Genomic DNA, 6,973 nt, shown 5'->3' on the forward strand with positions numbered 1-6,973 from the left:
TAAACCTTTTTGCCTTCTAATTTCCGATTCAAAAGACTTTATCACATGGCTTTTAATGTCTAACGGTGGCTGGATTAGTTTCCAGCCATTTTTCTTTTATCAACTTTTCTTTGTAGATATCTTTCCAAGGAATATCCTGGACAACCCGCTCATATAAATTATTTTAAGATGAAAAAGGGGGGTATTCAGGGTGAATCAGCTGCTTGACCTGTCGTTAATTTCCCGGATACGGACCGGACAAGATACTCAAGCCAAAGAAGAATTGGTTAAAAAATATTTGCCGATGGTTCGGCATATTGTTAAAATCCAAAGTCCATCGTTTAATGAATTTGAAGATTACTTTCAGGAAGGCTCCATCGGCCTTTTGAAAGCCATCGATGAATATGACCCGGATAACTATCCCATTAAATTTAGTACCTTTGCTTATATTTGTATACTGCGCCGGATTTATAATCTTATCAAGCAATCCATGAGCAAGAAAGCAATTTTTTCGGCCAAAGCCCTGTCGCTGAATATTCAGTTAAATGGAGAAGACTCCCGAACATTGCTGGATTCGATCCCCGCGGAAGAGCCAGAGCCTTTCCTGCAGGTGGAAAATGAATGGATTGTACAAAAATTGGCCATTGTATTGGAGGCTCATCTTTCCCCCGTAGAGTACCAAGTCATTCAAATGCTGCTGAATGGCCTGACGATTCATGAGATTCAGCAGCATTTGCGACTTTCCATGAAGGCTGTCGATAATGCACGGACTCGGGCGCGGATCAAGTTGAAGAAGATACTATTTCAATACGGCTCTTTACTGAACCCCAAAATTCCACTCAAAGCTCGCAAGCGAAAAGACCTCTCGATCCACCTTGAAGTCGGTTAACCTGCAGAAACCCGCTCAATTCGGCGGGTATTTCTTTTTTGCCCATCTTGTGGTAAAATACTTTGAGCGAAGGAGGAACCGTTTTGTATTTAAAACGCCTGGAAATCGTGGGTTTTAAATCATTTGCCGATAAAACCCGGTTGGAAATTCCATCCGGCGTGACCGCAGTGGTCGGGCCGAACGGCAGCGGCAAGAGCAATATCTCCGACGCTTTGCGCTGGGTATTGGGTGAACAGAGCATCAAAACTCTGCGCGGCTCCAAGATGGATGACGTTATTTTCGCGGGCAGCGATCAACGTCGGCCACTGGGTCTCGCGGAGGTCTCGATCGTGTTGGACAACAGCGATCATTCCATTCCGGTGGATTTTACGGAGATCGCCGTGACCCGAAAGCTTTTCCGTTCTGGAGAAAGTGATTATTTAATCAACAAATCCTCCGTCCGCCTTAAGGATGTGCAAGAACTTTTTTTCGATACCGGCCTCGGCAAGGAGGCTTACTCTGTTATTGGACAAGGGAAGATCGATTCCATTCTGTCGGTGAAGGCCGAGGACAGACGGGCCATCTTTGAAGAGGCCGCGGGGATCAACAAATATAAAACCCGCAAGATGATTGCGGAAAGAAAACTGGAAGAGACGGACCGGAATCTGCTCCGGGTGCAAGATATCTTGCAAGAGCTGGCGGGACAGTTGGGACCGCTCGAATCTCAGGCGGCTCTGGCCGAAAAATACTTGGCGCTCAGGCAGCAATTGAGCCAGGTGGAAATCCATTATTTCGGCGCTTTGATTACTCGGCTTCAAACCGAGCTGAACGGGATCATTCAAACCCGAACTGAATTGGACGCGGCTTTTCAGGATTTTGAAGGCCAGGAGAATATTATTGAAGCGGAAATTGAGGCCAAACGCTATCAACTGTTGGAGCACGACAACCAGCTCACGCAGTTTAACGAGGAATATTACCGCCTTCAGAACCAGATCGACAAGTTTGCCGAGCAGGTGAATTTTCTCCAGGAAAAACTATCCGATCTGGACCGGCAACAGTTGGAGCAGCAAAACGGTTTGGAGACGGGGCGTCAGCGTCAGGCTGCACTCCGGGAACAGCAGGGGGTTTTAGAGACCGAAATCACCGCCATCCGCCAGCAAGTGGAAGCCGAAGGCCAATTGTTGCAGGAGCAGGAAAGCGTGCTGGCAACCTTCAATCAGCAGCTCGCCACGTTCGAAGCGACCGAACAATCGGTGAAGAATGATTATATCGAGACGCTGAATCAGATTGCCGCTCTCAAAAATAAGATCAATAGTGCCGAACTGCAAAAAGATTTTATCCAGAAGCAAGTCTCCGAATGCCGACGCAAACAAGAAATCCTCGAGAAACAGCTGGCACAATCGGAAAACGAAGCGGAATCGCGACAGCAGGATTTGTCCCGCATCGAAGCTGAGCTTTCTCATTGTCAACAAACCATGATCGAGCTTAGCTCCAGAAATACCCGGCTGGAGCAGGAAGTGGGCGGGTTGGAGCGGAAAAACAGAGAATGGCAGGATAAAGCCCGGGGTCTCGAGAGTAAAATCGCACTGCTGGATGAGATGGAACGGAGTTACCAGGGTTACTTTCAGGGCGTCAAATCCTTATTGGCGGAAGCAGTCCGCGAACCCTTCTATGCCAGCATCAAAGGGATTATTGCCGATCTGATCCAGGTCCGGCCCGGTATGGAGCTGGCTATCGAGACCGCGCTGGGTTCCAATCTTCAAAACGTGGTGATCGAAAGCGACCGGCAGGCCGAAGCGGCTATCACCTTTTTAAAGAAACATAATAAGGGCAGAGCTACCTTTCTGCCACTCAATACGATTCAGGGTTCGGAAGGGCGGGTTGGACAGTATCAGGTATTGTTGGCGCAACATGGCTGTCATACCGCGCTTTCTCTGTTGACCTTCGATCCCCTTTACCGCCAGGCGCTCGCTTATTTGATCGGTCAAACCGTGGTCGCTCCCGACCTGCGCACGGCCATTCAGATTGGACAGAAACTGGACCGCAGCATCCGGACTGTCACTCCCGAAGGCGATCTGGTGATTCCCGGCGGTGCCATCACCGGCGGAAGCGTCGACAAACGGCGCTTAGGCCTGTTGAGCCGGCGCAGAGAAATCGAGGACCTCAAGGCGGAGAAAACAGCTGCCGAAGCGGAGCTTCAAAAAGGGATGGCGACTGCGGCCGGTTACCGCCAGGAATTGCAGCAAAACGCGCAGACTGCCAAAGACTTGATGAGGCAGGAGAACGAAGCGAAAATCCAAAAAGCGACGGTTGCCAAAGAACTGTCCAATCTACAACTGGCCATTGAAAAGACCCATCAGGAGCAGCGGCTCCATGCCGAACAATTGCAGGAATTGGCCGGCCAATGCGATCAGTTCGAGTTGGGCCAGGGTGAACTGGCCCAGTCCATGGCGGAGAAAGAGCAAGCCTTGCGGGAACTGGAGCATCAGCTTTCGGAACTGGCGGGACAGATGAAAGCCGCCAAGGAACAGAAAGAGGCGCTGATCCAGGGGATCGGCGAGTTACGATCCAGTTTGAGCGCCAAGCGCCAAGCCGAGCAGGGCAAAAATGCGCTCAAAGGGCAGTTGGATAAGCAACTGGCGGAACTGCTGGCTTTCTTTGCTGAATTGGATAACAAGTTGGCGCAGTTTGACGCCGAAAGACTTAAGATTCGGGAGACCATCGCCGCCACCGAGACCAAAACCGCGGCCATTAAAGAGCAACTGCAAACCCAGGAAAGCCTGATCGAGCGGAACAAGCATGAACGCGCCACCATCAGCCAGGCCATCAAGGAACTTGAGACCAAACAGCGGAGCCTGCGCCGGAAGAGCAATGAGTTCCAGAATCAGCTGCACCGTTTGGAGCTGCAAGCCAATCAGAAGCAGATGGAGATCGAAAATTTTGAACGAAACCTGGACGAAGATTACGGCTCCGATTGGTCCACCCAGTATGATCCTGCCTGGGAACTGCCTGAGGAGCCGGAGCGCCGGATCGAGGAATATAAGAGCCAACTGCGGGACTTGGGCACCGTCAATATTGCGGCCATCGAGGATTTTCGGCAGGTCAAGGAACGTTTTGAGTTTCTGACCGATCAGTCGCAAGACTTGACCAAGGCCAAAGAATCATTGCTTAAGGTGATTTATGAGATTGAACGGACCATCATCAAGAAATTCAACGAGACCTTCGCCACCATTCGCGACCAGTTCCGGCAGATCTTCGGCGAACTGTTCGCCGGCGGCAATGCCGATTTATACTTATTGGAGCCGGACAGCCCGTTGGAATCGGGGATCGAAATTATCGCCCAACCGCCGGGTAAAAAACTACAAAGTCTGTCGCTGCTTTCCGGAGGAGAGCGGGCCATGACCGCAATCTCTTTATTATTTGCGATCCTGGCGGTCAAACCGTCGCCTTTTTGCGTGCTGGATGAGATCGACGCCACCCTGGATGAAGTGAACGTGGAACGCTTCTCGCATCTGTTGGAAATGTTCAGCCACAGACTGCAATTCATTGTGATCACCCACCGTCGCGGCACCATGGAAGCGGCGACCGCGCTCTACGGGGTGACTATGGAAGAGATGGGAGTCTCCAAATTAATCTCGCTGGATCTGAATGAAAAAGTGGGCTGAGCCCTAAAAATATGAATCATAAGGAATGGACCATACGATGGCGGAGAATAACAAAGGCCTATTTGCCCGTTTAAAAGAAGGGCTATCGAAAACCAAGAATTCTTTAGTGACCAATCTGGAAGGGATCTTCTCATCCTATCAGAAAATTGACGAGGAGCTCTTTACCGAGTTGGAAGACACCCTGATCATGGCGGATGTCGGCGTGGAAACCACCACTTACCTGACAGATCAGCTCCGAGAGACTGTGAAGCAGCAAAAGGTGTCCGATCCCGCCCAATTAAAGCCATTGCTGATCGGACTGATCCGGCAGGTGATCGAAGGAGCCGGACGAAAACAGTTTAATTTCGATGCCCGCGATAAAGTGTTGCTGATCGTCGGCGTCAACGGTGTCGGCAAGACGACCACCATCGCCAAATTGGCGGCCCGTTTCAGCGACCATCGGCGCCAGGTTCTGCTGGTGGCGGCCGACACCTTCCGGGCCGCGGCCACCGAGCAATTGATGCAATGGGGCGAACGCATCGGCGTGCCCGTCATTCATCACCAGGAAGGGGCCGATCCCGCGGCGGTCGTCTTTGACGGCATGGCGGCGGCGCAGTCCCGCAAGAGCGATCTGGTGATCGTCGATACCGCCGGGCGTTTGCATACAAAGGTCAATTTGATGGAAGAATTGAAGAAAGTGCGCCGGATCATCACCCAGAATATCGGGGGCCGCCAGTTGGAGACCTTGTTGGTGCTGGACGCCACCACCGGACAGAACGCAGTCAATCAAGTCAAGGTATTCAAAGAGGCCGTCGCAATCGACGGGATCGTCCTCACTAAGCTGGACGGCACGGCCAAAGGCGGCGTGGTCCTGGCTATCGCGCATCAGTTCCAGATCCCGATCTACCTCATCGGAGTGGGTGAGAAAAAGGAAGATCTGCAGGAATTCGACGCGCTGGCCTTTACCCGGGCCTTATTTGAGTGAGACTAAAAAATAGGGGAATTTACAGTGCCACAGCAATATTTCATCACCACCTTCGGCTGCCAGATGAATGTTCACGACTCGGAAGTCTTGGCGGGCTTACTCGGCAAGATGGGTTATTCTCAGGCCGCCTCCCCGGAAGAGGCGGATCTGATTCTGCTCAATACCTGTTGCGTCAGGGAGAATGCCGAAAATCGTTTATACGGTCATATCGGGAATCTGAAGACGCTCAAAGAACGGAATCCCAACCTGATCATCGGCGTCTGCGGCTGCATGGTTCAACAGCCCAGCGAAGTCGCCAAGATTCAGGAGACCTACAAACATGTGGATCTGGTCTTTGGCACCCATAATGTGCATCAATTGCCGGAGTTGCTGGATAAGATCCGTACTTCCCAGTCGCGGGTCTTTGAAGTATGGGATAGCGAAGGGGAGATTCATGAGGGTCTGCCCACCAAACGGGACGATCCCCATAAAGCCTGGGTTACGGTGATGTATGGCTGCAATAACTATTGTTCCTATTGTATCGTGCCGTATGTCCGGGGCCGGGAGCGCAGCCGCCGGCCGGCCGAGATCCGCCAGGAGATCAAGGAATTGGTGGAGTCCGGGGTCAAAGAGGTGACCCTGCTCGGCCAGAATGTGAACTCCTACGGCCTGGACTTCCCGGAGCGGGATTGGAATTTCGCTAAACTTTTGCAGGAGATCGCCTCCGGTACCGGGATCCCGCGGATTCGTTTTCAAACCTCTCATCCCAAGGATCTCTCGGATGAGTTGATCGAGACCATGGCGGCCTCTAGGCAGATCTGCCGCCATTTGCACCTGCCGGTGCAGGCCGGCAGCAGCCGGGTCTTAGAACGGATGAACCGCAAATATACCAAAGAGAGTTACGAGGCGCTGGTCGCCAAGATCAAAGCGCGGCTGCCAGAGATCGCCCTGACGACCGACATCATCGTCGGCTTTCCGGGTGAAACCGAGGCTGATTTCGAGGAAACGCTGGACTTGGTCCGGAAGATCCGCTACGACGGCGCTTTTACTTTCATTTATTCGCCACGGATCGGGACTCCGGCCGCGGCGATGCCCGATCAAGTCCCCGAGACTGTGAAGAAGCAGCGGCTTGAGCAATTGATCGCGATTCAGAACCAAATCTCCCTGGAGAAGAACCGGGAGTTTATCGGGACGCTGACCGAACTGTTGATTGAGGGACCCAGCGAGAAGAATCCGGTGGTCTGGTCCGGCCGGAACAGCCAGAACAAACTGGTCCATTTCAAACCGGTCGCCCACATTCATCCCGGCGATCTGGTGGCCGCCCGGATCACGAACGCCCAGACCTTTACCTTGGAAGCGGAACTCCTCTGTTAGGTCCGGAAAAAAGGGAGTGTCGCAAAACTACCAAAGAGGTAATAAGCGGCACTCCCTTTTTAATGAAAAGTCACAAAACCAGCAAATTGAGAAGGGCAAAATTTATTCTATCTTAGTAGGAAGCAAATTTCAGGCATACTTAAA

General features: G+C 52.0%; 4 protein-coding genes. All 4 read left to right on the top strand.

Annotated elements, in window-relative coordinates:
- Positions 1 to 190 precede the first annotated feature (190 nt).
- The 4 genes from EDC14_RS23265 (at position 191) to miaB (ending at position 6,829) form a co-directional block, all read left to right on the top strand.
- Positions 191 to 868, top strand: coding sequence for a sigma-70 family RNA polymerase sigma factor (locus EDC14_RS23265; RefSeq protein WP_132016932.1), 678 nt, complete (start codon positions 191 to 193; stop codon positions 866 to 868).
- 83 nt (positions 869 to 951) lie between these two features.
- A complete protein-coding gene (smc, locus tag EDC14_RS23270) occupies positions 952 to 4,512 on the top strand; it encodes a chromosome segregation protein SMC (RefSeq protein WP_165908263.1) in 3,561 nt (1,186 codons plus the stop codon).
- 37 nt (positions 4,513 to 4,549) lie between these two features.
- Positions 4,550 to 5,476 (top strand): signal recognition particle-docking protein FtsY, encoded by a 927-nt coding sequence (gene ftsY, locus EDC14_RS23275; protein ID WP_132016934.1) that lies wholly within the window; start codon positions 4,550 to 4,552, stop codon positions 5,474 to 5,476.
- 24 nt (positions 5,477 to 5,500) lie between these two features.
- Positions 5,501 to 6,829: a tRNA (N6-isopentenyl adenosine(37)-C2)-methylthiotransferase MiaB gene (gene miaB, locus EDC14_RS23280; RefSeq protein ID WP_243663089.1), complete on the top strand. Its 1,329-nt coding sequence runs from the start codon at positions 5,501 to 5,503 to the stop codon at positions 6,827 to 6,829.
- Positions 6,830 to 6,973 lie beyond the last annotated feature (144 nt).

The organism is Hydrogenispora ethanolica (genome assembly GCF_004340685.1).
Taxonomy (GTDB): Bacteria; Bacillota; UBA4882; order UBA8346; family UBA8346; genus Hydrogenispora; species Hydrogenispora ethanolica.

What these genes read in the sequence shown, in the direction of transcription:
- ftsY (WP_132016934.1), top strand. Translation starts at nt 4,550, where the DNA reads ATGGCGGAGAATAACAAAGGCCTATTTGCCCGTTTAAAAGAAGGGCTA.